Origin of the sequence: Pararhodobacter sp., from assembly GCF_034676075.1 — a bacterium.
Taxonomy (GTDB): domain Bacteria; phylum Pseudomonadota; class Alphaproteobacteria; order Rhodobacterales; family Rhodobacteraceae; genus Pararhodobacter.
Map to the genome: position 1 here is coordinate 18,227 of NZ_JAUCCQ010000026.1, position 24,611 is coordinate 42,837.

The following is a 24,611-nucleotide window of genomic DNA, read 5'->3' on the forward strand; positions in this document are numbered from 1 at the left end:
ATGCTCGATAGCCCCGTCACCAAGACGATCCGCGGCCAGTACATCAACGGCCAATGGGTGCGCGCCGCGCGGACCTTCCCCGATCTCAACCCCTCGACCGGCGCGCTGTTTGCCGAGGCCCCGGACGGCAGCCGCACCGATGCCGCCGCCGCCATCGAGGCCGCGCATGCCGCCTTCACGGCCTGGGCGGCGATGAAATTCACCGAGCGTGCGCATCTGATGCACCGGATCAGCGACATCTGGGAGCGCCGCGCGCCCGAATACATCGCCCTCAATCAGGCCGAGGGGGGCGGCTGGTTCGGCAAGGGTGCGTTTGAGGCGCATTACGTGACCGAGGTCTTCCGCTCGGCCGCCGCCATCTGCTACCAGCCGCTGGGGGAGATCATGCCGTCGGAATACGGCAAGATGTCCACCGCCGTCCGCTCGCCGATGGGCGTCATCTCGGTCATCAGCCCGTGGAACTTCCCCGGCATCCTGACCGCGCGGGGCTTTGCCTTCGCGATGGCCGCGGGCAACACCATCGTCCTGAAACCCTCGGAAGACACGCCCTTCATCGGCGGGCTCTATTTCGCCGAGATCATGGAAGAGGCGGGCGTGCCGCCGGGCGTCTTCAACGTCATCTCCTGCTCGCGCGAGAACGTGGCCGGGGTGGGCGACGAGATGATCGAGCATCCCTTCGTCAAGGGCATCTCCTTCACCGGCTCGACCCCGGTCGGCCGGGCCATTGCCGCCAAGGCCGGGGCGCATCTCAAGAAGGCCTGCGTCGAACTCGGCGGCAAGGACAGCCTGATCATCCTCGAAGACGCCGATCTGGAGCGCGCCTCGCAGGCGGCGAACTTCGGCAGCTTCATGCATCAGGGCCAGATCTGCATGTCGGTCGAAAAGGTGCTGGTGCACGAGAAGATCTACGCCGATTTCCTGCCGAAATTCGCGGCACGGGCGGCGAAGCTGAAGGTCGGCGATACGGCGGACAAGTCGAACGTGATCGGCCCCCTGATCAATGACCGGCAGGTCGCGCGGGTCAAGGCGCAGCTGGAGGATGCCATCGCCAAGGGCGCCAAGGTCGTCGTCGGCGGCGGCATCAACGGCCGCTTCGTCGAGCCGACGATCCTGACCGGCGTCACCCCCGACATGCTGATCTACCGCGACGAGACCTTCGGCCCGGTGGTTCCGGTGATCCCCTTCCGCACGGACGAGGAAGCCATCGCCATAAACAACGACACCGAATACGGGCTCTCGGCGGGCGTCTTCACCAAGGACGAGGCGCGGGCGCTCTCCATCGCCAAGCGGCTGGAAACCGGCATGTGCCACGTCAATTGCTCGTCGGTGAATGACGAGCCGCATGTGCCCTTCGGCGGCTCCAAGGCCTCGGGCCTCGGGCGGCACGGCGGGCGCTGGTCGATCGAGACCTTCACCGAAACCCGCTGGATCACGCTCGACCGTGGCGGCCGGCCCTATCCGCCGGTGTTCTGACCATGGCGCTGCCCCTCCTTGCCGGCAAACGCATCGCGGTTCTGGGCTCGGCCTCGGGGCTGGGGCTGGCCGTGGCCGCCGCGGCCGAGGCTGCCGGGGCCGAGGTGCTGGGCATCGACGGGGCGGCGCGGTTTGACCATCTGAGCGCGCTCTACCGGATCGAGCCGGGCGAGGCGGGGGCGGCCGAGGCCGTCGCCGCCGCGCTGCCCGAGGGGCTGGATGGCCTCGCGCTGCTGCCCGCGATGCCGGAGGGGCCGCCCGCACGGCAACTGGCGGAGGCGCTGGCGCTGCCGCGGCTGCTGGGCGACCTTCTGGGGCCGCGGATGGCGCCCGGCGGGGCGATCCTCGTGCGGGGCGCAGCCGATGACGGCCAGCGCGCCGCCGCGCTGGGGGCGATCCGGGCGGGCGTCAGCCTCAGGTCGGGGCAGGGGGCGGAATTCGCCACCCGCTGGGGGCTCGATACCGAACCCGGGACAACGCCCCGCATGATCGGCTGGGCGATGCAGGTCTGGGCCCTGGGCCGCGCCACCCGCTGGCCGCGCATCCGGGTCAACGCGCTGCTCCCCGCCGCGCCCGATGGCCGCCTGCCCACCGCGCAGGCCGCGGCCCTGGGCCTCGATCCTTCCGCGGGGCCGGCGCTTGCCGCCCGCGCCGCCGTTTTCCTTCTGTCGGACCTCGCCGCGGGTCTGACGGGGGCTTCGCTCGCCGCTGATGGCGGGGCCGGGGCCCAGATCAAAACCAGCCTCGAAGGGCTTTGAGGCATCCCGAAAGGACCCACGGATGAGCACCATCTTCTGGATCATCGCCTTGCTGGTCGTCCTCGCCGCGCTGATCGCGCTGGCGGCGGCCTTCTATCAGCGCGCGACCAACGCGGTCAGCCTGGTGCGGACCGGCATCGGCGGGCGCAAGGTCGTCATCGACGGCGGCGCGCTGGCCTTGCCCTGGTTCCACGAGGTGAGCCGGGTCAACATGCAGACGATCCGGCTGGAGGTGCACCGCAACGCCGAACGCGCGCTGATCACCCGCGACCGGCTCAGGGTCGATGTGGGGGCGGAATTCTACCTCTCGGTCCCGCCGACCGACGCCAGCGTCGCCCGCGCCGCGCAGGCGCTGGGGCGGCGCAGTTTCCAGCCGGACGAGCTGCGGGCGCTGATCGAGGGGATGCTGGTCGACGCCCTGCGCTCGGTCGCGGCGCGGCACACGATGGATGAGCTGCACGAGGGGCGGGCGGAGTTCGTGGCGGCGGTGAAGGCGGCGCTGGCGGAGCCGATTGCCCGCTATGGCCTGCAACTGGACGCGGTGTCGCTGTCGGCGCTGGACCAGACGCAGTTCACCGCCCTAGACGAGAACAACGCCTTCAACGCCGTCGGTCTTCGCAAGCTGGCCGAGGTGGTCGCGCAATCGAAGAAGGAGCGGGCGGAAATTGAATCCGACACCCAGGTCTCCGTCCGCCGTGCCGCGATGGAAGCCGCGCGCCGCAAGATGGAGATCGACCTGGAGGAACGCCGGGCCGAAATCTCTCAGGCCCAGCAGATCGAGGCCTTGATGGCCACGCAACTGGCCGAGGTGGCCCGCGCCAAGGCCGAGGCCGAGCAATCCGCCGCCGCCTCGCGCATCCGCATGGAGCAGCAGATCCAGGCGGCGGATATCGCCCGCGAACAGGCGATCCGCGAGGCCGAGATCCTGCGCGCCCGGGCGCTGGAAATCGCCGAGCAGGAGCGCGCGGTGCAGGTGCTGGCGAAAAGCCAGGAGGAAAGCCGCGCCCAGGCTGAGGCGGATCTCGCCCGCGCCGAAGCGGTCCGCGCCCATGAGGCGATCGAGACCGCCCGCGCCGGGGCCGAGGCCGAGCGCCGCCGCGATCTGGGGCTGATCGCCGCCGAGGCCGAGGCCATCGCCGCCGGTCGCCGGGCCGAGATCGCCGCCGAAACGGCGCGCAAGGTGGCGGGCGAGAAGCTGGAACAGGCGAAGCTCGACGCCGAGGCGGGGCTGGCGATGCGCCGGGCCGATGCCGAGGCGCTGACGGCGCGGATCGCGGCCGAGAACACCCGCTCGGGCGCCGTTCTGGCGCATGAGGCGGAACTCGCGCGGCTGGAAGCGATGCCGAAGATTATGGGCGAGATGATGAAGCCCGTCGAAAAGATCAAGGAAATCAACATCAATCAGGTCGGCACGGTCGAGGGATCGCGCGGCGCGATCCTGCAGGCGCTGGAATCGGTGCTGGATCAGGCCGTGCAGGCGCCCAACCTGCACAAGGTGCTGGACCGGCTGACCGACGACATCCGCGACGGCGATCTGGACCGCAAGCGCCGCCGCGACCGGCGCGAGGATTAAGGCCCGACCATGACTCAGCCCCTCAAGGCCCCCGACAGTTTCTTCATCAACGGCGAATGGGTCCGGCCCCGGCACGGGCGGATGCTGGAGGTCGTCTCGCCGGTGACGGAGGAGGTGATCGTCCGCTATCCCGAGGCGCAGCCCGAGGATATGGACCGCGCCGTGGCGGCGGCCCGGGCGGCCTTCGACCACGGACCCTGGCCTCGGATGGCGCCTTCGGAGCGCGCGTCCTATCTGCGGCGGGTGGCGAGCCTGATCGAGGCGAGGCTTGAGGAAATCGCCTGGGCCTGGACCCGGCAGGTCGGGGCGCCGATCAGCCTGACCCGCAAGCTGGTGCCACAGAACGCGACGCTGTTCCGCTATTACGCCGAGCTGATCGAGAGCTATCCGTTCCGCGATGACCGCAAGCGCGACGATGGCGGGGCGGTGCGGGTCTTGCGCGAACCCGTGGGCGTCTGCGCGGCGATTTCGCCCTGGAACGCGCCGATGGTGCTGCTGACCTACAAGATCGCGGCCGGGCTGGCGGCGGGCTGCACGATGGTCGCCAAACCCTCGCCCGAGACGCCTTTGGAGGCCTATATCCTCGCCGAATGCATCGAGGCGGCGGGTCTGCCGCGCGGGGTGTTCAACCTCGTGCCGGCCGGGCGCGAGGCGGGGGATCATCTGATCCGTCACATGGACGTGGACAAGGTAGCCTTCACCGGCTCCACCGCCGTCGGCAAGCATATCATGAAGGTCTGTTCCGAGCGGCTGGCGCGGGTCTCGCTGGAACTGGGCGGCAAGTCGGCGGCGGTGCTGCTGCCGGATGCGGATTTCCAGAAGGCGCTGCCCTCGCTCATGGTCTATTCCATGCCGATCTCAGGACAGGTCTGTTTCTCGCTCACCCGGCTTCTGGTGCCTCACAGCCGCAAGGACGAGTTTCTGGACCTGTTCCTGCCCGCCGTGAAGGCGCTGAAGGTCGGCGATCCGGGCGATCCCGCCACGCAGATGGGGCCGCTCGCCATGGCCCGGCAGCGCGAGCGGGTCGAGGGTTATATCGCCGCCGGGCGGGCCGGAGGGGCGACCTTGGCGTGCGGCGGCAAACGGCCGGTGGGGCTGGACAAGGGGTTCTACGTCGAGCCCACGGTGTTCAGCGACGTGACGCCCGACATGAAGATCTTCCAGGAAGAGATCTTCGGCCCGGTCGTCTCGGTCATCGGCTATGACGACGAGGAGGACGCGGTCAGGAAGGCCAATGCCACGCGCTATGGCCTGAACGGCGCGGTCTATTCGCGCGACGTGGAACGCGCCTATCGCTTTGCGCAGCGGATGCGCACCGGGGGGCTGACCATCAACGGGCTGATCGTCGATCCCAAGCACCCGTTCGGTGGCTACCGCGAAAGCGGGATGGGTCGCGAGGGCGGGCCGGAGGGGCTGGACAATTACCTCGAGGTCAAGACGATCCACATCGCCTGAGGCGCTCTGCCGGGCGTTGCCGCTGCACTGCCGTCGCGCCATAGTCGCCCCGGCACGGCAGGGGGGAGGACGGCATGACGGGGCTTTATGCGGAACGGGGCGGGCAGGGTGCGCGGCTGATCGTGCTCTTGCACGGGTTGGGGGCGACCGGGGCCGTCTGGCAGGGCGTGGCGGCCGGGATCGAGGCGCGTGGCCACCGCTGGATCGCGCCCGATTTCCGGGGGCATGGCCACTCGCCTGCCGAGGGGCCCTTCGGTTTCGGTGTGCATGCCGCCGACCTGGCGCGGCTGCTGGCCGACGAGGACCCCTCGCAGATCACGGTTCTGGGGCATTCCTTCGGGGGCGTGGTCGGGGCGCTGCTGGCCGGAGGGCTTTTCGGTCCGGTCCCGTCCCGGCTGGTCACGCTGGGGGTCAAGCAGGTCTGGAGCGCCGACGAGATCGCCGGGGCGCAGGCCATGGCCACCCGCCCGGGCAAGATCTTCGCCACCGAGGCCGAGGCCTGGGACCGCTACGCCAAGGTTTCGGGCCTGCAGGGGCTGGTTTCGCCCGGCGAGTCGGCGCTGGCGCGGGGGGTGCGGGCGGTCGAGGGCGGCTTCGCGCTGGCCATGGCGCCCGGGGTCTTCGGGGCGGTCGGCCCCTCGATCGAGGCGATCCTGCGGGGCGTGCAGGTGCCCCTGCGGATGGCGGCGGGGTCGGGCGATCCGATGGTGACGCTGGAGCAGATGCGGGAAATCGACCCCGGGGCGCTGCTGCTCGACGCTCTGCCCCATAACGCGCATGTGGCGGCGCCCGAGAGGGTGCTGGCGCTTCTGGACTGAGTTTCAGGATTCCATCGGCGGGCGGATATGGCCATCCTCGGGCCGGGCCTCGACCGCCGGGTCGCGCACCAGATGGTAATGCAGGCGCAGCGGCACCGAGGGGTCGATCAGCGCGCGCAGACGCTCGGTCATCTGCGCCTCGGACACCGAGCGGCGCAGATGCATGCGCTGCATGTCGAGCCAGGTCGCGGTCTTGAAACGCTCGGTCCACAGCTCGGGGTCCAGCAGGTCGCGCGACAGCGTCCAGCGCCGGGCGCCGCGCCGCAGCCGGGCCTGCCGCCGCTCGGCCATGGCGGCCAGGAAGGCGTCCTCATTGGCGACGGGCACGCGGTATTGCGTCTCGCACAGGATCGGGCCGCTTTTCGGCAGGATGTCGAGCCGGGTCTCGGGCGCGGTCCAGGGGGCGTGGATATCGACGGTGGCGGCGTCGAAGTCGCGCAGTTTCAGGACCAGCCCGGCGACGGCGCCAAGGCCCATGACCACGGCCGAAACGGTCAGGCTGAGCCGGAGCGAGCCATGATCGGCGATCAGGCCCCACAGAAGCCCCCCGGCCGCGCTGCCGCCGAAGATCGAGGTCTGGTACAGCGCCAGACAGCGGCTGACGATCCAGCGCGGCGAGGACATCTGCACCGTGGTGTTGAGCGTCGACAGCGTGACCAGCCAGCAGGCCCCGGTCAGCATCGCCGAGAGGATCGAGAGCCAGAGCCACGGGCTTTCCCCCAGCCCGAAGGTGCCGAGCGCGAAGAGCGCGAAACCCAGCCGCACCCGCCATTCGGGGCTGAGGCGGCGCGACAGGCGGTTGGCGGCGAAGGCGCCGCCCACGGCGCCGAGGCCGAAGGCGCCCAGAAGCAGGCCATAGGTCCGCGAATCCCCGCCCAGAAGGTCGCGGGCAACCAGCGGCATCAGCGCCATGACCGAGATCCCGGCGAAGTTGAAGATCGCGCCGCGCGCCATGACCACCAGCATGTTGGGCGACAGCGCGACGAAGCGCAGCCCGGCCAGGATCGCGGCGCCCACGGGTTCCGGCGGCAGGCCCGCCTTGCGCTCACCCGCCGGCCAGCCGCGGGCCACGAACACCACCCAGAGGTTGGCGATGGCGTTGACCGCGAAGGCGGCGAAGGCGCCGACGGTCGCCACCAGCACACCCCCCAGCGCCGGGCCCATGGTCCGCGCCAGGTTGAAGCCCACCGAGTTCAGCGCGATGGCCTGGGGCAGTTGCGCCCGTTCGACGATCTCGGAGACCATGCTCTGCCAGCCCGGATGGCTCATCGCCTTGGCGCTGCCGATCAGGAAGGTGAAGGCCAGAAGCGACCAGGGCGAGAGCAGGTCTAGATAGGCGGCGACCGCCAGCACGGCCGAGACGAGGAACAGCGCCAGCTGTGCCCAGATGATGATGGTGCGCTTGCCGAAGGCGTCGGCGACGGCGCCCGCGGGCAGCGCGAACAGCATCATCGGCACGGCGATCGAGGTCTGGACCAGCCCGACCATCGACGGGCTGCCGCCGATCGTCGCCATCAGCCAGGCGGCGCCAACGCTCTGGATCAGCCAGCCGAAGTTCCCGGCCAGCCCGGTCAGCCAATAGCCGCGATAGCGGCGGTTGGCGAAGGGGGCGAAGGCGGAGGGTGGCGCCTCGGGACGCAGGGTATCGGGCATGGTGAGTCGGTGCAGATCGTCCGGCGGCCGCATCGTGCGCGGTCGGGGGCAGTCGATCACTTCGGGGCGGGGGATGCAATCGGCCCTGTGGTGGAATGCCGCAGGGCGCCCCGGTTTCGCGGTGGTCAGGCCGGGGCGATCTCGACCGTCAGGCGCTGGTGATAGGGGCGGTCCGGGCCGCAGAGGATGCTGGGGAAGCCGGGGATGTTCGGAGCGTTGGGATAGCCCGAGGGCTCGATGCAGAGCCCGGCGGCGGGCGCCAGCGGACGGCCGGGCAGGCCGCCCTCGGCGAGGCCCATGCCGTGCCCGGTATAGAGCTGGGCGCCCGGCTGGTCGGACCACATCCTGAGCCGCAAGCCATTGGCGGCGCTCAGTTCCGCGACCGGCAGCGCCGGGTCCCGGGTCGGGGTGAACAGCAGGAAATCGTCGGCCGGGGCGGTGGCGGGGGCAAGCGCGCGGGCCGTGCGGTAATCCAGCGGGCCGCCGTCGACCGGGAGGATCGCGCCGGTCATGATCCCCGCCGGGTCGCGGTCCAGCACCCGGTCGGCATTGAGCCGCAGGTGCTGCCCCGCGATCCCGCCACCCGCCAGCGCATAGTAATTGTGCTGGGCCAGCGAGATCGGGGTCTCAGCCTCGGCCCTTGCCTGCATGTCCCAGGTGACGGCGTGATCCCTCAGCGTCACCGTGACGGTGAAGGTGACGGCGCCGGGGAAGCCCATGGCGCCGTCGGGCGAGCGATGGGCGAAGCGGGCGCTTTGCGGGCCGTCGGGCTCCAGCACCCAGTCCACCGCCCAGAGCCCGCCCGCGCCGCCGTGCAGCAGATGCTGGCCGTCATTGGCCTGCAAGAGCTGCGGCCCGCCCTCGCGCGGATAACGCGCGTCGCCGATCCGGTTCGCCACCCGGCCGACGATAGCGCCCATGAACCAGCGGTTGCGGGCATAGGCGGCGGGATCGGCATAGCCCAGGATCACCGGCTCGGGCCGCCCATTCAGGTCCACACGCCAATCCTGCATGGCGGCGCCGCGGCTCAGCAAGGTCACGCTGACCCCGCGGTCCCTGAGCACCACCTTTGACATCTGCCCCTCGGCCACGCCCGCCTCCGCCGTCTGTTGCCGGACCCTAGCGCAGGGCCGTGTCGGGCTCCAGCCCGGGCGGGTGTCGCCTCCGGCTAGGGCGCTAGTCCATTGCGGCGCAGGGGCCGCAGGAAGGTCTGGATGTCGGCCGCCAGTGCCTCGGGCTGTTCCATCGCCGCGAAATGGCCGCCTCGGGGCATCGCCGTCCAGTGCCGGAGGTCGGGGTAGAGCCTTTCGACCAGCGAGCGCGGCGGGCGGATGATTTCACGCGGGAAGGCAGCGACGCCGGTCGGCACCCGGATCGGCCGGGGCATGGGGAAGGGCCGCTGGCGGCGGGTGACATAGGGATGGAACGACGACCCGATGCAGCCGGTGAACCAATAGAGCGAGATCAGCCCCAGCATCCGGTCCATGGACAATGCGCTTTCCACCTCGCCGCCGCAATCGGTCCAGCTTCGGAATTTCTCGAACATCCAGGCAGCAAGGCCGGCGGGGGAATCGCTGAGCGCATAGGACAGGGTCTGGGGCTTGGTGCCCTGGATCCATTGATAGCCCGTCTCCTTGGCGGCGAAGACCTGCATCTCGGCGGCGTAGCGGGCCTCGTCCGGGGTCGGGTTTTCGATCGTCGCGGGATTGATCGGCAGCGCCGTCATGTTGAGGTGGATGCCGATCAGCCGCCTCGGTGCGTCATGGGCCATGCGGGCGGTGACGAAGGAACCCCAGTCGCCGCCCTGCGCGGCGAAGCGGTCATAGCCCAGCTCGGTCATCAGCTTGAGGAACAGGGTCGAGATCTCCTCGATCCCGTAGCGCGGCCCGTTGGGCGCGAAGGACAGCGTGTAGCCGGGCAGGGAAGGAACGACCAGCGTCACCGCATCCGCCGGATCGCCCCCGAAGGCCGCGGGATCGGTCAGCCGGGGGATGAGGTCGAGGAATTCCAGCACCGACCCTGGCCAGCCATGCGACAGCAGCAGCGGCAGCGGGTCCGGCCCCTTGCCTGGCACATGCAGGAAATGCAGGTCCAGCCCGTCGATTGCCATGCGGTAATTCGGCAGGGCATTCAGCGCGGCCTCGGTCGCGCGCCAATCGAAGCGCTCGCGCCAATGCGCCATGGCGCGGGTCATGAAGGCAAGATCGGTGCCATAGGTCCAGCCCGCGCCCGGCGCCTGATCGGGGAAACGGGTGCGGGCAAGGCGGGCCTTGAGGTCGAGGATCTCGGCCTCGGGGATCTGCAGGGTGAAGGGGGCGGGGGTCATGGTCACGGGCTCCTCGCGGTCACAGACCCAGCGCCTCGGCTTCGGCAATCGCCGAGAGGCCGCCGTCAAGCGCCAGCGCCTCGCCCTTGATCCAGCCGCTGTCGGGCGAGAGCAAGAAAGCCGCGACCGGGGCGATATCCGCGACCCGGCCCATCCGCGCGGTCCGGGCGGCGTTCCGGGCGATGGACTCGGCGCTCTGCAACCGGGCGAAATCCTCCAGCAGCGGGGTCTCCACCGCTGCCGGGCAGAGGGCGTTCATCCTGAGGTCGCGGGCGATCAGCGGCGCGGTCATCTGCCGGGTCCAGAGGATCAGCGCCTCTTTCGAGAGCGCATAGGCGCGGAGCGCGTCGATGCCCTCGCGCGCGCAGAAGCCCGCCACATCGTCATCCCAGTCCAGCGTCAGGGCGGCTTTGGCCTGCGTCAGGTTCTCGCGCCAGGCATGCCCCGCGCGCGAGGCGATGGTGACCACCGCGCCGCCGGGCGTCAGGCGGTCCAGCACGGCCCCGGTCAGGTGTTTCAGCCCGATCAGATTGACGCGGAGGAGTTGCGCCTCATTGCCCGGCCGGGGCGGCAGGCCCGCCGAATTGACCAGCCCGTCCACCGGACCCGTGATCGCCGCCAGCGCCCGGTCGATGCTGGAAGGATCGCCCTGATCCAGCGCGTGGCAGTCGGCTCCCGGCAGATCGACCGGCCGCAGATCCAGCGCGACGACCTGATGTCCGTCCGCCAGCAGCCGTTCGGCGATGGCCCGGCCGATCCCCGAGGCCGCGCCCGTGACGATGACCCGCATGATACCCCTCCCTGTTGCCGCGCGATCCTAGGGCCGGGCGCCGCCTCGCGACACCAGCGCGCGCGGGCTTGCCGCCAGGCGGCAAAGGCACGGCTCGGCGCTTCGGCCCGGGCGCCCGCCTGCTAGGCTGGGTGCGACAATCAGGGGAGGGCTCCATGCAGGTTCATTTCGTCGATACGACGTTCCGCGACGGCTCGCAGAGCCTTTGGGCCAGCGGCATGCGGTCGGGGATGATGGAGGCGGTGGCGGGCGACATGGACCGCGCCGGGTTCCGGGTCATCGAGGTCCCGGGAAATGCCATCTATTTCAAGAAGCTGGTGCGGGATCTGAAAGAGGATCCGTGGAAGCTGATGGCCCGTCTGGCGACGCTGATGCCGAACACCACCAAGGCCTGCATGGCCAGCACGCTTAACCTCAACCTCTTCGGCGTGCCGACGCCCTTGGTGCTGGGCAAGCTCTTCTTCAAGCGGCTCTACGAGATGGGGGCGCTGCAACGGGCCCAGCTGATGAGTAACACCCAGGACCAGATCGCCCGCGATTTCGCCGACCTTTTCGGGGCGTATCGCGAGATCGGCATCGAGGTGGTGCCGGACATCTGCTATTCCCTCTCGCCCCGCCACACTGTCGAGCATTTCCGCCGCAAGACCCGAGAGGTGGCGGCCTGGAAGCCCGAGGTCATCTACATCAAGGATGCGGGCGGGCTTCTGACCGTCGACCGGCTGCGCGAGATTGCGCCGGCGATCCTTGAGGAGGCGGGCACGATCCCGGTCGAGCTGCATTCGCATTGCACGACGGGCGAGGCGCCGATGGTCTATGCCGCGGCGCTGGAGCTGGGGATTGCCACGCTGCACACCGGCATCCCGCCGCTGGCCGAGGGCTCGGCCCAGCCCTCGGTCCTGCGGACGGCGCGGAATGCGATCTCGGCCGGGCATTCGGTGGGGCTGGATCTGGACCGGGTGCAATCGGTGTCGGACCGGCTGTTGGCCATCGCCCGGATCGACGGGATGCCGGTGGGGGCGCCCTCGGCCTATGACGCGGCGCAATACGTGCATCAGATCCCGGGCGGGGTGATTTCCAACCTGCGGCATCAACTGGCCAGCATCGGTCTGCAGGACCGGCTGGAGGAGGTGATCGAGGAAACCGTGCGGGTCCGCGCCGACATGGGCTATCCGGTGATGATCACCCCCCATTCGCAATATGTCTGCACCCAGGCCGCGCTGAACGTACAGGCCGGTGAGCGTTACAAGGTGGTGCTGGACGAGCTCTTGCTCTTCGCGCGGGGGCGGTATGGCGAGGATTCGGGCTATCAGGACATGGACGAGGGGCTGCGCGACCGGCTGCTGGAAAACCCGCGCGGCAAGGAACTGGCGGCGAAGACCGACCCGACGCCCCAGCGCGAGATGACGCTGGCCGAGGCGCGGGCGCTCTATGGCGGGGCCAATGTCTCGGACGAGGAGATGCTGCTTCGGGCGATGATGCAGGGCCAGACCGGCGATATCGAGGCGATGCGGGCGGCGGGGCCGTGGCGGCACTATGCCGGGGCGGATCCGGTGATCACCCGGGTGATCGAGCGGTTTGGGGCGTGCAAGAGCCTGCGGCATCTGGAGATCCGCCGGGGCGAGGATGGGTTGGTGTTGCAGCGGGGGTGAGCGGGCGGTGCGTGCGAGCACGCACCCTACTGCTGCTTGCGCGGGGGGTGGGATGAAATCCCACCCAACGGGGCGTATCCGTAGGGTTGGGTTTCACCCCACCATCCGACCCTTTCGGAACGCGAACGCTCCGCCCGTAGGGTACGTGCTCGCACGCACCATTGACGGCCATACAAGGTGGGATGAAATCCCACCCTACAGGGCTCATCCGTAGGGTGGGGTTTCACCCCACCATCCGCGAGGCCCCCTCAGGACGCCATCAACCGATCCACCAAGGTCGTGCTCACATCCCCCCGGGCGAAGGCGTCGTCGCTGACGATGCGCTGCACGAAGGGGATCGTCGTCTCGATCCCGCCGATCCCGAACCCGGCCAGCGCCCGGTCCATCAGGGCCAGCGCCTCGGCCCGGTCGCGGCCGTGCACGATCAGCTTGGCGATCATGGAATCGTAGAAGATCGGCACCCGGTAGCCCTCGAAGCAATGCGAATCGACCCGGATCCCCGGCCCTTCGGGCGGGGTCCAGCCGGTGATGCGGCCGGGCGTCGGGCGGAAGCCCTGCGCCGGGCTTTCGGCATTCACCCGGGCCTCGATGGCGTGACCCGTGAAGCGGATGTCCTCCTGCGAGAAGGCCAGCCGCTCGCCATTCGCCACGCGGAATTGTTCCTGCACCAGGTCGATGCCGGTGATCATCTCGGTCACCGGATGCTCGACCTGGATGCGGGTGTTCACTTCGAGGAAATAGAACCCCTCGCGCTCGGCATCGACCAGGAATTCCACCGTGCCCGCGCCCACGTAGTCGATGGCCCGGGCCAGCGCCACAGCGGCCTCCTGCAGGCCCCGGCGCAGGGCGTCGGAGAGCTGCGGCGCGGGCGCTTCCTCGACCATCTTCTGGTGGCGGCGCTGCGAGGAGCAGTCCCGCTCGCCCAGATGCAGCACCGTGCCATGGCTGTCCGCGAGGATCTGCACCTCGACATGGCGGGCCTTCGCCACATAGCGCTCGACATACATCGATCCGTCGCCGAAGGCCGCCTTCGCCTCGGCCGAGGCCGCCTGGAAGGTCTCGGCCAGCTTGCCAAGGTCGTGGACGATCTTCATCCCCCGCCCGCCGCCACCCGCCGCGGCCTTCAGCATGACCGGCACGCCGATCTCGCGCGCCTTGGCCAGCGCGTCGTCAGGCGACGCCACCTTTTCCGAGCCGGGCAGCACCGGGACGCCCGCGGCGATGGCGACGCGCCGCGCCTCGATCTTGTTGCCCATGCGGGTGATGTTCTCGGGCGTGGGGCCGACGAAGGTCAGCTTCTCCTCGGCGCAGCGGCGGGCGAAATCGGCGGATTCCGAGAGGAACCCGTAGCCCGGATGCACCGCGTCGCAGCCCGTCACCTCGGCCGCCATCAGCAGCGTCTCAATCTGGAGGTAGCTTTTCGCCGATTCCGCCGGGCCGATGCAGAGCACCCGGTCGGCCAGTCGGGCGGCAAGGCTGTCGCGATCGGCGTCCGAGACGACCTGCACCGTCTCGATGCCCAGCGCCTGACAGGCGCGGATGATGCGCACGGCGATTTCGCCGCGGTTGGCGATGAGGACGCGCTGGATGGCCATGGCTCAGGCCTTTTCGACGCGGAAGAGGGGCTGGCCGTATTCCACGACCGCCTCGTCGACGACCAGGATCTCGGTGATCTTTCCGGCGATGCCCGCCGGGACCGAGGTGAAGGTCTTCATCACCTCGATCAGGCAGATGGTGGTGTCGGCGGTCACGGTGTCGCCGACCTGGACGAAGGGGGCTGCGCCCTGTTCGGGCTTGGCGTAGTAGCGACCCATCAGGGGGGCGGCGATCACGTCGCCCGAGGCGGTGGGGACCGGGGCAGGGGCAGCCACAGGCGCCGGGGCGGTGGGGGCCTGCACGGCGGCCGCCGGGGCTGGAGCCGAAGCCGGGGCCGCCGGGACCGCCTGCGGCGCCCCCTTGCCCAGCGTCAGCTGCAACTCGCCGATATCGACCTTCATATAGTCGATGCCCGAGCGGTCCAGCGCCTCCATCAGGCGCTCGATGCGTGTGAGATCCGCATCCGTCAGGAAATCCGCGGTGCCTGCCATGTCCATCCTCCCGTTTTGCGTGTCAGTGGCCGCACCAAGCGGCCGGGGTCAGTGACCTGACACGAAATCCTCTTTCGCCTTGCCCAGCAGGTGCCGGGTCAGCTCGTCCTCGACCTCGTGCTCGTCATAGACGCCGAGCAGGATGCCGCGCCGGCGGCTGCGGCCGCGCATGCCGGCGATATCCGCCGCGGAGCGGGTGACGCGCTGGTTCATGCGCAGCGCCCAGCGGTGCAGATGCGCGTAAAGCCGGGCGCGCTCCGCCTCATGGGCCGGGTCGCGGCCGAGGTCGGTCAACTCATCGGGGTCATTCACCAGATCGAAGAGCATGGCGCCATGGCCGGGCCCCTCGGAATGCATCAGCTTCCAGCGGCCGTCGGTGACCATGGTGAGCCGCGCGTCCTGATCGGCGACGCCCAGCGTCGCCCGCATCGGCGTCACCGCGTAATCGTATTCGCTGATCGCCACCTCGCGCCAGTCCGCGGGCGTCGGGCCGTGCAGGAAGGGCAGCAGCGAGCGCCCCTCGACGATATGCGCAGGCACCTCGCCGCCCGCCATCTCGATGAAGGTCGCGGTCAGGTCGATCTGTTCGACCAGCGCGTCGCAGGTGGTGCCGCGGGTGGCGTCAGCCTCGGGGCTGGGGTCATAGATGATCAGCGGCACCTTGGCCGAGCAATCGTGGAACAGGTCCTTCTCGCCCATCCAGTGATCGCCCAGATAATCGCCGTGGTCCGAGGTGATGACGATCACTGTGTCCTTCATGCGGCCGGTCTCCTCCAGCCAGGCGAAGAGGCGTCCCATCTGGTCGTCGCATTGCTTGATCAGGCCCATGTAGGCGGGGATCGCCTTGTCGCGGACCTCGGCCCGGTGGAAGGCGCGGCCGATCAGGTTGCTGTGGAAGGTCTTGTAGACGGGATGCGGGTCCACGCGTTCGCTGTCGGCGCGGTTGACCGGCTGCACATCGCCCGGCCCGTACATCGCGTGATAGGGGGCGGGGACGATATAGGGCCAATGCGGCTTGATGTAGCTGACATGCGCGCACCAGGGGGTGTCGGGCGCCGCGTTCTGAATGAAGTCGATGGTTTCCGAGGTCAGCCAGGTGGTTTCGCTGTCTTCCTCGCGGATATTGGCGGGCTTGTCGGCATGGCGCATGAACCAGGCAGAGGCGATGTTGCCGTCCTCATCCCGCCCGGCATTGGCGTTCATGTTCCAGGGGTTTTCTTCCTGATAGCCCTTGGACTTCAGATAGGCGTTATAGGGCGAGGGCTTGGGGTCATAGAACCCGTCAGGCCCGTTGGGCCAGAGCCCGTCATCGCGGATATGAGCGTCGAAGCCGCATTCGGCCTGCCGCCGTCCGATCTTGCTGGCCGGGTCGATTCCCAGCCGGGCCATCCCCTCCAGATCCGCCTTCATATGGGTCTTGCCCAGCAGGAAGCAGTCCATCCCGTTGGCGCGCAGATGGTCGCCCAGCGTCATCTCGCCCACGCGCAGCGGATAGCCGTTCCATTGCGCGCCATGGCTGCTGGAATAGCGACCGGTATAGGTGCTCATGCGGCTGGCGCCGCAGACCGGGGATTGCACGTAGCATTTGGTGAACCGCACCCCCTGCGAGGCCAGCCGGTCGATATGCGGCGTGTGCAGCGTCTTGTGTCCGGCGCAGCTGAGATAATCCCAGCGCAGCTGATCGAACATGATGAACAGGATGTTCTTGGTGGCCATTGTCTTCCCCCCTTCAGGCGTCTCGGATCTCCCTGCCGGAGGGAAGCGGCCCTTGTGGGGTTTCTTCCAAGCGGGCAGGAAACAGGCAACGCGATTTGACAGGCTTTCCGCAGAGCGGTAAACACCCGACGCGCCGAAAGCGGCGGGAGGGCGGGCCATGTCCGATGCAGAGCAGAACAGATCGCTCGACCGGGGCCTGACGGTGCTGGAATGCCTGTCGCGTTTCGGGCCCCGCACGCTGAGCGAGGTGGCGCGCGACGCCGATCTGCCGATCACCACCACCCGCCGCCTGCTGACCACGCTGGTCGAGCGCAATTTCGTCCGCCGCTCGATGGCGGACGGGCGCTACCGGGTGAACATCATGTCCCGCACGGCGCTGGTCGACGCGCTGTCGCTGGAGGACCAGCGGTTCGTGGATCAGCTGATGGTCCGGCTGGCGGCGCTGACCCGGCGCATCAAATGGCCCTGCGACCTGCATGTGATGGATGACCTCTGCATGCGGTTCGTCGATACGACGCGGCCGCTGAGCCCGCATTTCATGGTGCCGGGGGTGGTCGACCGGCGCTTCAACGTCTTCGGCGCGGCCTCGGGTCAGGCCTGCCTCGCGCTCTGCCCGCCGTCGATGGTCGAGCATCTGATCGAACGGACGCGGGGCGATGCGGTCTTCGGCCTTGAGCGGTTCAACATGACCAAGGCTCGGCTTTACGACGAGATCGAGGCGACCCGCGCCCGTGGCTATGGCAAGCGGCTCTACCCCTATCTGGGCGAGACGGTGGCGGCCGATAACCTATCGGCCGTCGCGGTCGCGGTGCGCTCGCCCAACGGGACGCTGTTCGGCATCCCGCTGGTCTTTACCGGCGGGCTGATGTCGCCCGAAGCCTTCGCCGAGGCGCATGTCGAGGCGTTGCGGCAGGCGGCGCTGGGTTAGACGTCCAAGATCAGCGTCTTGGTCTTCGAGCGCGAGCAGCAGACGGTGATCGTGCGGTTTGCGGCCTTCTCCAGATCGGTCTGCACCAGATCGCGGTGATCCGGCATCCCCTCCAGCACCCGGGTCACGCAGGTGCCGCAGACGCCCGACTGGCACGAGACCTGCACCGCGATCCCGTTTTCCTCCAGCTTCTGGGCGATGGTTTCCCCCGGCGCCACCTCGAAGGATTTGCCCGAGCGCTGGGCGATCACCGTAAACGGGGCGCCATCGGTGTTCACCTCGGCCCCGAAGCGTTCGAGATGGACCTGCGCCTTGTCCCAGCCCTGCGCCGCGGCCGATTCGGTGACGAAATCCATGAAGCCGTTGGGGCCGCAGACATAGAGGTGCCGCCCGGCCTCGGGCCCGGCCAGCACGCGGGCGATGTCCAGTTTCTGCGCGTCCGGCCCGCTGTCCACATGCCGCTGCACCTTGTCGCCGAAGGCTGCCAGTTCCTCGGCAAAGGCCAGCCGGTCGGGGGTCCGGCCGCAATAATGCAGCTCCCACGAGGCGCCCTGAGCCTCCAGCGCATGGGCCATGCCCAGCATCGGCGTGATGCCGATGCCGCCAGCGAAGAGGATCGTGTGGTCGGCGGGTTGCAGCGGGAAGTGGTTGCGCGGGCGGCCGACGCGGATCTGCTGCCCCTCGGCAAAGCGGGCGTGGATCGCCGAGGATCCCCCGCGCGAGGCCGGGTCCAGCAGGATGCCCAGCCGGTAACGGCTGCGGTCGGCGGGGTCGCCGGTCAGCGAATATTGCCGGATCAGTCCGGATTGCACGTAGACATCGACATGCGCCCCGGCCTCGTAGGCGGGCAGGGGGCTGCCATCGGCCGAGACCAGCTCCAGCGCGATGATATCGGTGGCGGCCGGGCGGCGGCGGGCGATCGTCAGGTCGAGCCAGGGGTTTTCCACCGCCTGCGCCTCGGGCCGGGCCGAGGCCTCGGCCCCCAGCGTCACCCGCACCGGCATCGACTGATAACCGCTGATCGTGTTGTTCAGCGCCACGACCGGCGGGGCGGTCAGGGTGAAGGCCTCGACCCGACGGCGCAGCGCGTGGACCAGGCTCTGCATTTCCAGCCGGGCCAGATGCATGCCCATGCACATATGCACACCCTGACCGAAGCCCACATGGTCGTGCACGTCGCGGGTGACGTCGAAGCGGGCGGGGTCGGGGTATTTCGCCGGGTCGCGGTTGGCGGCGGCGAACATGACCAGCACGCGCGAGCCCGCGGGCAGCAGATGCCCGGCCAGTTCCGCGTCCTGCGCCACATAGCGGGTCCAGCCGCGCACCGGGGCGGCGATCCGCACGGCTTCCTCGATGGCGTTGTTGACCAGATCGGGGTTGGCGCGGACCTTGGCCCATTCGCCGGGGTTCTCGGCAAAGAGCTTGATCAGCTGGCCCGAGGTCGAGATCGTCGTATCGAGCGAGGGATTGATGTAGTCGCGCATCAGCTGCGCGCAGGTCTCGTAGGAAATACCGCGCTCGGGTCCGACCTCGAAGATCCGTTTGGCCCAGCCGCCGTCCTTCAGTTTTTCCGGGCGCCCGTATTCGCGCAGGAAATCGCGCAGATCCTTGAGGTTCTCATAGGCCTCGAGCGTGCGCTGGTTCTCGTCCCCGAACAGGTTGAAGGTGGCCGAGGCCCATTTCAGCATCTGCTCGCTATCGACGGCGGGCGGCAGGCCCACCAGTTCCGCAACGATGGTCACCGGCAGGTAGCGGGCGAAATCCTTCACCGCGTCGAATTCGCCCCGCTGGCAGAGCGTGTCGATGAGCCCGTCAGCAGCCTCGCGGATCCGGCCCTCGACCACGCCCAGCGCACCGGGCAGCAGGGGCTCGGCGGTGATGGCGCGGGTGCGGTCATGCGACGGCGGGTCCGAGTTCAGGGTCGAGCCGACGAGGATGTCGTTGACCTTCTGCAGGGGCGAGACGCCGCGCGCGTTCGAGAAGAACTCGGGATGGCGCAGGACATGGCTGACCTCGGCGTAGTTCGGCACGGCATAGAGGTCGTGCTGCGCCAGATAGACCAGCGGCCCCAACGCGCGGATTTCCTCGTAGACCGGATAGGGGTCGCGGATCGCCGCATCGGCGTAGTAATCGAGGGTCGAGACCGGGATCCCGGCGGGAATGGCGGCGCGAGTGTTCATGGTTGCACATCCTCCGGGCGCAGGCCGATGCTGCGCAGGTCCAGCGCATCTGACAGGTTGAACGCGCCCATGCCGCCGTCGATGGCGATGTCGGCGCCCTTGATCCAGCCCGAGGCGGGCGAGAGCAGGAAAGCGGCGGTCTCGGCCACTTCGCGCGGCGTGCCCGGGCGGCCGGCGCGGGCGATGTTGCGGGCGACAACCTCGCCAAAGGCCTTCTGGAAATCGCCGAAGATGCCGGTGGCGATGGCGCCGGGGCTGAGCGAATTCATCCGCAGGCCGCGGGCGATCATCGCCTCGGTCTCGGCGATCGTCCACAGGATCACCGCCTCTTTCGACAGGTTGTAGCAGCGCGTGGCGTCGATACCTTCCAGCGCGATGAAGCGGGCGATGTCGTCGCGGCGGCGGATCTCGCTCAGGCGGCGGACCTGCTCGACCCCGTCGCGCCAGCCCTGACCGGCGCGGCTGGCCAGATTGACCACCGAGGCGCCGGGCCGGAACCAGCGCATCAGCGCCCCGGTGAAGGCCCGGGTGCCGAGGTAATTGACCTGCAGGATCGTCTCTTCCAGACCCAGCCGGGGCGGCAGTCCGGCGTTGTTGCACAGCCCGTCCAGCGGTTCGCCGACGATGCGGGCGGCATGGGCGATGCTGACCGGATCGTTGAGGTCGAGCGGGATGAAACGGTCCAGATTGGCCGCAGTATCACGGATGTCGAAGCCCAGAACCCGGTGGCCCTGCGCCTTGAGGACCTGCGCCAGTTCCGCGCCGATCCCACTTGCAACCCCCGTGACCGCATAGGTCAACGTTGCCATGCTCTTCCCCCCTCTTGACGGCTGCAACCTAGGGGGGGCGGGCAATCACGAATAGTATTGCAGTTCCACTACCAATAATGTTCGCTTATCGCCATGCGTGTCCAACATATCCAGACCCTTGTCGCCATTGCCGAACACGGAAGCCTCAGGGCGGCCGCCAAGGCACTGGGCCGGTCGCAACCCGGCCTGACCCAGGCCCTTCGCCAGGCCGAGAGCGAACTCGGCCTGTCCCTGTTCGTGCGCACCTCACGGGGCGTTCGGCTGACCGAGGTCGGCGAGCGGATCCTGGCCCGCGCCCGCACCATCAGCTCGGAAATCGTGCGGATGGAGGATGAGGTGGCGCAGCTTCGCGGCGAACAGAAGGGCGCTGTGCATGTCTGCCTCTCGCCCTTGGCGGCGGTGCGGATCATCCCCCGGGCGCTGACCTTCTTTCGCAAATCCTATCCCGATATCGACGTGCGATTCACCTCGGGCCTGTTCCCGGGCGCGCTGAAACCGCTGCGCGAGGGGCGGACCGATATCGTCATCGGCCCGGCGCCGCCGGCCGGGATGGCCCGGGAAATCAACGTCGAACACCTGCTCTATTCGCCGATCATCGTCGTCACCTCTGCCGATTCCCCCTATCGCCACGCGCGCTCCATCGGCGAGCTGGTCGATGCGCAATGGGTGATGCTGGGCGTGCCGACCGGCCCCGGCGACGTGTTCCGCAAGCCCTTCATCGAGAACGGCTTCGTCCCGCCCCATGCCACGACCACCTCGGAAAGCTATTTCGGCGCGATCTCCTTGGTCGAGAGTCTGGGGGCTATCATGACCTATCCGGGGCTGCTGCTGGATGACCTGAAGAAGTCCTGGAACATCGCCGAGATCCCGATCCGCGAGCGGATCGAGCCCCTGTCCATCTGTCTGATGACCCGGGCCGGCCACCCGCTGACCCCCGCCGCCGACACCTTCGCGCAATGCATCCGGCGCCGCGTCGCCTCGATGATGAGCGATAAGGAGGCGGTATCGCGATAGGGCCTGTGCAATTGATTCCTTGGCGCGCTTGGGTTTACGCCAAGGGCCAGGCAGGTCTGCCGGTGTAAGGGAGGACACGATGACCATTCGCACGCCCGTTCTCGGGGCGCTCTTTTCCGTCGCGGCGCTGATCGCGCCCGTTTCGGCCCAAGCCGTGACCGAGCTGACCTTTTCCAGCCTGTTCCCGCCGAACCACTTCAGCTGGCCGGTGTTCCGCGCCTGGTCGGACGATATCGCCGCCGCCACCAATGGCGAGGTCCGCATCGTCTTCACGCCGCAATCCGTCTCGCCGCCGCCGGGCGTCGTCGATGCCGTCCGCAACGGCGTGGCCGATGCGGGCTTCATCTTCAACGGCTTCCTCGGGCAAAACTACCCGGGCGTGATGCTGACGCAGATGCCGTTCATCGACCTGGGCGACACCGCCGCCACCTCGCGCGTGTTCTGGGAGAATTACCAGGAGCATTTCGCCCCGGTCGAGCGGATCCGCGGGGTCGAGGTCGTCTCGGCCTTCCATCTGGGGCCGAACATCCTGTGCTCGACCACCGACGCGCCGCTGTCGACGCTCGAAGAGCTTCAGGGCCGCCGGGTCTGGGTGTTGCCGGGCACGATCTCGGAAACCATGGCCAACATGGGGCTGGCGATCACCGCCTCGCCCGCGGTGCAGGTGCAGGAGCTGGTCTCGCGCAACACCGTCGATGCGATCTTCGGCCTGACGCAGGAAACGGTCGTGTCGTTCGGCGCGGCGCCCTATGTCAAATCCTGCGTCGACATGTCGCCCGCGCTGCAATCGGCCAGCTTCCTCGTGTTCTTCAACCAGCGCGCCTGGGACCGGCTGTCGGACGAGCAGCGCGCGACGGTCATGGAATACTCGGGCTCGGCCTTTGCCGAACGGATGGGCGCCGCCGCCGCCGAGGCCGACACGGTGACCCGCGCGCAGCTCGAAGCCTCGGGCGTGACCTATGCGCCGGTCGATCCGGGTATCCTGGAAGCCATGCACAGCGCGTCGGACGCGGTGCTGACGCAATGGGCGGCAGCGGTGCAGAGCGCTTATGGCATCGACGGCCGCGCCCTGGTCGAGGAAGTCCGCGCCGAGATCGAGGCGGCCTCGGCCGAGTGATCCCCGGGCGCTGAGAAACTGAGGGGCGCCCGACCGGCGCCCTTCGTCGGCCGGAGGAGGAAAAGCTGATGATCCGCAAGGTGACGGTCGTACTCGGGGCGCTGTGCCTCGTGGCGATGATCCTGGCGACCTGCGCCGAGGTGGTGATGCGCTATTTCTTCGCGCATCCGATCTTCGGCTCGGCCGAGATGACGCAATTGCTGTTCGGCGTGCTGGCCTTTTGCGGCTTCTTCGCGGTGGGGCGCGACCGGGGGCATGTGAATGTCTCGCTGTTCGAGCCCTTCCTGCTGAAGCGCTTCAACCGCGGGTATCGCGCCATCTTCGACGTCATGTCGCTGATCGGCTCGGGCGCCATCGTCGGCATTCTAGGCTGGCGGCTGTGGGACCTTACCGAATACCCCGAAACCACCGTGGTGCTGCGGGTGCCGATGATCTGGATCGTCGCCATCATGGCGCTGCTGGCCCTTCTGGGTGTGGTCGGTGTCCTGGCCTCGATGCGGGACGAGCGGCGGGTGCCGCCGCCCCATTCCCCCCAAAGTTTTGAATGACAGGCTGATCCGGGATGACCTTGGCACTGACGGGCTTCGCGCTCCTGCTTCTTTTGGCCTTCATCGGCGTGCCGCTGGCCTTCGCCACGCTGGCCGTGGGCTTCTTCGGCCTGACCTATCTGCGCGGCTTCGATGCGGCGCTGGCGGTATCGTCGCAATGGATGGTCGATACGGCCACCAACTATAACCTCACCATCATCCCGCTCTTCGTGCTGATGGGCGCCTTCATCCACCGCTCGGGCATCAGCCGCGACCTGTTTGCCGCCTCCTACGCCTGGATGGGTCGCTTCCGGGGCGGGCTGGCGCTGTCGGGGATCCTGTCCTGCGCGGGCTTCGCCGCGGTCTGCGGCTCGTCGCTGGCGACGGCGGCGACCATGACCCGGGTCGCGGTGCCGACCATGCGCGAGTTCAAGTACAATGACGGCTTCTCGGCCGGGACCATCGCCGCGGGCGGGACCTTGGGCATCATGATCCCGCCCTCGGTGCCGCTGGCGATCTATGGCATCGTCGCGGGCGAGGATATCGCCCAGCTGTTCATCGCCGGCATCCTGCCGGGGCTGATGCTGGTCGGGCTCTTCATGCTGGCGGTGGTGATCATGACCTGGCTGCGGCCCGGCATCGGTCCCAGGGGCGAGGCGATGGGCCTGCGGGCGACGCTGCGCGCCTCTTATTCCACCTGGCCGGTGATCATCCTGTTCGGCGTGATCCTCGGGGGCATCTATGGTGGCATCTTCACCCCGACCGAGGCGGCGGGCGTCGGCTGCGCCGGGGCGTTCCTCTTCGGCGTGGCGCGGGGGCATTTCCTGGACCGCGCCAGCCTCTGGGCGGTGTTCTCCGAGACGGTCACCACCACGGCGATGATCTTCGCCATCGTCTTCTCGGCGCTGATCCTGGCGCAGTTCATCAACCTCACCGGCATGCCCTATGCGCTGCAATCGGCGGTGACGGCCTGGGGGCTGGGGCCGGTGGGACTGGTGCTGCTGATCTGCGCGATCTGCGTGCTTCTGGGGATGGTCTTTGAATCGATCGGCATCCTGCTCCTGATCATCCCGGTCTTCCTGCCGGCGCTGTCGGCGCTGGGGGTCGATCTGATCTGGTTCGGGATCCTGGTGATCATCGTCATCGAACTGGGCCTGATCTCGCCGCCCATCGGCATGAATGTCTTCACCGTGAAATCGGTCGCGCCCGAGATCCCGCTGACGGCGATCTTCCTCGGCGTCATGCCCTATATCGTGGCCATGGTGCTGGGCGGATTGCTGATCCTGATGTTCCCGCCGATCGCCACCTTCCTGCCCAATGTGATGCGCTAGGACCGGGCGGCGGGCACCGAGGGCCCGTGCCCCTCAGTGCCCGAAATAGGCGCGGTCCAGCGCTTGCGGATCGTCGCGGAGCGTCTGGGCCGGGCCGGCAAAGCGCAGCTTGCCCGAACGCAGCACCAGCGCCGTGTCGGCGACACCCAGCGCCAGACTGGTGAATTGCTCGATCAGCAGGATGCCGACGCCGCGGGCCTTCAAGCCTTCGACGAAACCCATCAGCCGCCTGACCACCAGCGGCGCCAGCCCCAGCGACATCTCGTCGATCAGCATATAGCGCGGGCGGGCCATCAGCGCGTGGCCCAGCGCCAGCATCTGCTGCTGTCCGCCGGACATGGTGCCCGCCAGTTGCTTCTTGCGCTCGGCCAGTTCGGGGAAAAGCGCGTAGGTATCGGCCAGCGTCT

The 24,611-nt window shown here is 68.7% G+C and carries 21 protein-coding genes; 11 read left to right on the forward strand and 10 right to left on the reverse strand.

The features are described from left to right. The 5 genes from VDQ18_RS10065 to VDQ18_RS10085 all read left to right on the forward strand — a co-directional run bounded on the left by VDQ18_RS10065 (window position 1) and on the right by VDQ18_RS10085 (window position 6,077). Window positions 1-1,473, forward strand: coding sequence for an aldehyde dehydrogenase family protein (locus VDQ18_RS10065; protein WP_323020809.1), 1,473 nt, complete (start codon window positions 1-3; stop codon window positions 1,471-1,473). Between the two features lie 2 nt (window positions 1,474-1,475). After that, on the forward strand, window positions 1,476-2,231 hold the full coding sequence (locus tag VDQ18_RS10070) for a hypothetical protein (RefSeq protein WP_323020810.1): 756 nt from the start codon (window positions 1,476-1,478) through the stop codon (window positions 2,229-2,231). 22 nt (window positions 2,232-2,253) lie between these two features. Next, window positions 2,254-3,804 carry a flotillin family protein gene (locus VDQ18_RS10075; protein ID WP_323020811.1) on the forward strand — a complete coding sequence of 517 codons (1,551 nt, stop codon included), beginning with the start codon at window positions 2,254-2,256 and terminating at the stop codon, window positions 3,802-3,804. Window positions 3,805-3,813: 9 nt separating this feature from the next. After that, complete coding sequence (locus VDQ18_RS10080; RefSeq protein ID WP_323020812.1) at window positions 3,814-5,259, forward strand: aldehyde dehydrogenase; 1,446 nt, start codon at window positions 3,814-3,816, stop codon at window positions 5,257-5,259. Between the two features lie 74 nt (window positions 5,260-5,333). After that, window positions 5,334-6,077 (forward strand): alpha/beta fold hydrolase, encoded by a 744-nt coding sequence (locus VDQ18_RS10085; RefSeq protein ID WP_323020813.1) that lies wholly within the window; start codon window positions 5,334-5,336, stop codon window positions 6,075-6,077. 3 nt (window positions 6,078-6,080) lie between these two features. Here the strand turns inward: VDQ18_RS10085 and VDQ18_RS10090 are convergent, their stop codons facing one another. The 4 genes from VDQ18_RS10090 to VDQ18_RS10105 form a co-directional block, all read right to left on the reverse strand. After that, a complete protein-coding gene (locus tag VDQ18_RS10090) occupies window positions 6,081-7,730 on the reverse strand; it encodes an MFS transporter (protein ID WP_323020814.1) in 1,650 nt (549 codons plus the stop codon). A gap of 125 nt (window positions 7,731-7,855) precedes the next feature. Then, the gene (locus VDQ18_RS10095) at window positions 7,856-8,806 is read right to left on the reverse strand and encodes an aldose epimerase family protein (RefSeq protein ID WP_323020815.1); all 951 of its coding nucleotides are present in this window, start codon (window positions 8,804-8,806) and stop codon (window positions 7,856-7,858) included. Window positions 8,807-8,898: 92 nt separating this feature from the next. Further along, entirely contained in the window at window positions 8,899-10,056 is a 1,158-nt protein-coding gene (locus tag VDQ18_RS10100) for an epoxide hydrolase (RefSeq protein WP_323020816.1), read from the reverse strand. A 19-nt stretch (window positions 10,057-10,075) separates the two neighbouring features. Further along, entirely contained in the window at window positions 10,076-10,846 is a 771-nt protein-coding gene (locus tag VDQ18_RS10105; protein WP_323020817.1) for an SDR family oxidoreductase, read from the reverse strand. Between the two features lie 155 nt (window positions 10,847-11,001). Between VDQ18_RS10105 and VDQ18_RS10110 the strand changes: the two genes are divergently transcribed. Further along, the gene (locus VDQ18_RS10110; RefSeq protein WP_323020818.1) at window positions 11,002-12,495 is read left to right on the forward strand and encodes a hypothetical protein; all 1,494 of its coding nucleotides are present in this window, start codon (window positions 11,002-11,004) and stop codon (window positions 12,493-12,495) included. Window positions 12,496-12,743: 248 nt separating this feature from the next. On the opposite strand, the gene accC is transcribed toward VDQ18_RS10110, so the two are convergent. Genes accC through VDQ18_RS10125 form a run of 3 tightly spaced genes read right to left on the reverse strand, consistent with a single transcriptional unit; the run spans window position 12,744 to window position 16,298 of the window. Then, the gene (accC, locus tag VDQ18_RS10115; RefSeq protein WP_323020819.1) at window positions 12,744-14,090 is read right to left on the reverse strand and encodes an acetyl-CoA carboxylase biotin carboxylase subunit; all 1,347 of its coding nucleotides are present in this window, start codon (window positions 14,088-14,090) and stop codon (window positions 12,744-12,746) included. Window positions 14,091-14,093: 3 nt separating this feature from the next. Beyond that, window positions 14,094-14,582, reverse strand: coding sequence for an acetyl-CoA carboxylase biotin carboxyl carrier protein (locus VDQ18_RS10120; protein ID WP_323020820.1), 489 nt, complete (start codon window positions 14,580-14,582; stop codon window positions 14,094-14,096). A gap of 48 nt (window positions 14,583-14,630) precedes the next feature. After that, window positions 14,631-16,298: a sulfatase-like hydrolase/transferase gene (locus VDQ18_RS10125; RefSeq protein WP_323020821.1), complete on the reverse strand. Its 1,668-nt coding sequence runs from the start codon at window positions 16,296-16,298 to the stop codon at window positions 14,631-14,633. Window positions 16,299-16,455: 157 nt separating this feature from the next. On the opposite strand from VDQ18_RS10125, the gene VDQ18_RS10130 reads away from it, so the two are divergent. Further along, entirely contained in the window at window positions 16,456-17,226 is a 771-nt protein-coding gene (locus VDQ18_RS10130; RefSeq protein ID WP_107750550.1) for a helix-turn-helix domain-containing protein, read from the forward strand. Here the strand turns inward: VDQ18_RS10130 and VDQ18_RS10135 are convergent. Both VDQ18_RS10135 and VDQ18_RS10140 read right to left on the reverse strand, forming a co-directional pair. Beyond that, a complete protein-coding gene (locus VDQ18_RS10135; protein ID WP_323020822.1) occupies window positions 17,223-19,406 on the reverse strand; it encodes a cytochrome P450/oxidoreductase in 2,184 nt (727 codons plus the stop codon). The genes VDQ18_RS10130 and VDQ18_RS10135 overlap by 4 nt on opposite strands. Beyond that, entirely contained in the window at window positions 19,403-20,215 is an 813-nt protein-coding gene (locus VDQ18_RS10140) for a coniferyl-alcohol dehydrogenase (RefSeq protein ID WP_323020823.1), read from the reverse strand. The genes VDQ18_RS10135 and VDQ18_RS10140 overlap by 4 nt, the downstream gene beginning before the upstream one ends. Window positions 20,216-20,308: 93 nt before the next feature. Between VDQ18_RS10140 and VDQ18_RS10145 the strand changes: the two genes are divergently transcribed. From VDQ18_RS10145 to VDQ18_RS10160, 4 genes are all read left to right on the forward strand, one after another. Then, window positions 20,309-21,229 carry a LysR family transcriptional regulator gene (locus VDQ18_RS10145; RefSeq protein WP_323020824.1) on the forward strand — a complete coding sequence of 307 codons (921 nt, stop codon included), beginning with the start codon at window positions 20,309-20,311 and terminating at the stop codon, window positions 21,227-21,229. A gap of 79 nt (window positions 21,230-21,308) precedes the next feature. Then, the gene (gene dctP, locus VDQ18_RS10150; protein ID WP_323020825.1) at window positions 21,309-22,346 is read left to right on the forward strand and encodes a TRAP transporter substrate-binding protein DctP; all 1,038 of its coding nucleotides are present in this window, start codon (window positions 21,309-21,311) and stop codon (window positions 22,344-22,346) included. A gap of 68 nt (window positions 22,347-22,414) precedes the next feature. Continuing rightward, on the forward strand, window positions 22,415-22,894 hold the full coding sequence (locus tag VDQ18_RS10155; protein ID WP_323020826.1) for a TRAP transporter small permease: 480 nt from the start codon (window positions 22,415-22,417) through the stop codon (window positions 22,892-22,894). Window positions 22,895-22,908: 14 nt separating this feature from the next. Further along, complete coding sequence (locus VDQ18_RS10160; protein ID WP_323020827.1) at window positions 22,909-24,204, forward strand: TRAP transporter large permease; 1,296 nt, start codon at window positions 22,909-22,911, stop codon at window positions 24,202-24,204. 33 nt (window positions 24,205-24,237) lie between these two features. Here VDQ18_RS10160 and VDQ18_RS10165 read toward each other — a convergent pair. Beyond that, a partial coding sequence (locus VDQ18_RS10165) for an ATP-binding cassette domain-containing protein (protein ID WP_323020828.1) occupies window positions 24,238-24,611 on the reverse strand: 374 nt, incomplete at its 5' end.